Below are 1,601 nucleotides of genomic sequence, written 5' to 3' on the forward strand. Positions count from 1 at the left end.
CCCGCGCCCCGGTCACGCGGACGGTGGACGCGGCGGCTCTCCCGTCCATCCGCAGACCTCGCCCCAACCCTTCCACTCGCCGCCGCACGGCACCCCGCAGCAGCCGGCCCGGCCCAAGGCGGACGAGCGACGTCCGTGACCATCCCCCGCGGTTCCGCCGCGACCACCGACGCGCCCCGGCCGGCGTCCTCCTCCACCCCGGGTGATTCCCTCACCCTCGGGGTGGAGGAGGAATTCCTGCTGGTCGATCCCCGTACCGCGCGGACCGCGCCCGAGGCCGCGCGGGTACTGGCGCGCGTCGAGGCCGACCCGCCCCCCGCTGGAGGCGGGTACCGGCCCGAACTCCACGCCACCCAGGTGGAGGCGGCCACCGGGGTGTGCACCTCCCTGACCGGTGGCGGGGGAGTCGCCGGCCAGCTGACGGAGCTGCGGGCCCGCCTGGCGGCGGCCGCCCGGGAGGAGGGCGTCCTCGCCGTGGCCTCCGGAACCCCCGTACTCGGCAGCGGGACGACGCACATCACCCCGGGGGATCGGTACGAGCGCATCGCCGCCCACTACGCCGGGACGATGGACCACTACGAGATGTGCGGCTGCCACGTGCACGTCGGTGTCCCGGACGCCGAGACCGCCGTGGTCGTCGTCAACCGTCTGCGTCCCTGGCTGCCGATCCTCCTCGCCCTCTCCGTCAACTCACCGCTCCACCGCGGGCGGGACCGCGGGTTCGCGAGCTGGCGGATCGCCGAGGAGACGCGTTTCCCCGGGGCCGGCGTGCCGCCGTGGTTCGACTCCGCGGCCCATCACAGCGCCGTCCTGGACCGCATGGTGGAGACCGGGGCGTTGGTCGACCACGGGATGACCTTCTGGCTGGCCCGCCCCTCCCCCCGCCACCCCACGGTGGAGGTGCGGGTCACCGACACCGCGACGACGGTCGACGAGGCCGTGCTGCAGGCCGGCCTGGTGCGCGCCCTGGTGCGTACCGCCCTCACCGACGCCGAACGGGGTCTCGCGGTGCCCCGCCCCGATGACCAGGAGGCGGCGGCCGCCCTGTGGAACGCCGCCCGCCACGGCCCGAACGGCCCCCTGGTCCACCCCCTCACCGGGCGGCTCGGTCCGGGACGGGAGGCGGTGGAGACACTCCTGGAGGCGGTGACGCCGGCGCTGGAGGAGAGCGGTGACCTCTCCACCGTGCGTGACCTGCTCGCCGCCCTGCGGAGCACCGGGACCGGCGCCGACCGCCAGCGCGCCGCGTGGCGGGAGGGCGGTCCCCGGGCCGCGATCGCCGTCTCGGCGATCCCTCTCCCCGGCGAGCCGGGATCCGTGTTCGATCCCGGCACGCCGTACGCCCTCGACCCACCGCGAGGGCTTCCCCGGATTCCCGACACCCCCGCGGGTGTCGGCGCGCCGACGAACCGGCGCGCCCCCACCCTCGCCGGCACCGCGGCCGGCACACCGAGCCCGGCAGCGCCGCCGGAGCCGGAGGCACGGCGGGAGGACCCCCCGTCGCCCTTCCACTTCGACCCCGCGAGTCCGTCGCGGGCCCAGGAGCCGCCATATGCCTGAGCAGATCCTCACCCGCCCCCTTCCCGTCACCGGGCGTCGCC

Annotated in this window: 1 protein-coding gene; it reads left to right on the plus strand. The window is 76.6% G+C overall.

Features of this window, described 5'->3' with window-relative positions:
* Positions 1-135: 135 nt before the first annotated feature.
* Entirely contained in the window at positions 136-1,560 is a 1,425-nt protein-coding gene (locus tag FNQ90_RS22550; protein WP_323380125.1) for a carboxylate-amine ligase, read from the plus strand.
* Positions 1,561-1,601: the final 41 nt, after the last annotated feature.

The sequence above is a fragment of the Streptomyces alkaliphilus genome (assembly GCF_014141535.1).
GTDB lineage: Bacteria > Actinomycetota > Actinomycetes > Streptomycetales > Streptomycetaceae > Streptomyces > Streptomyces alkaliphilus.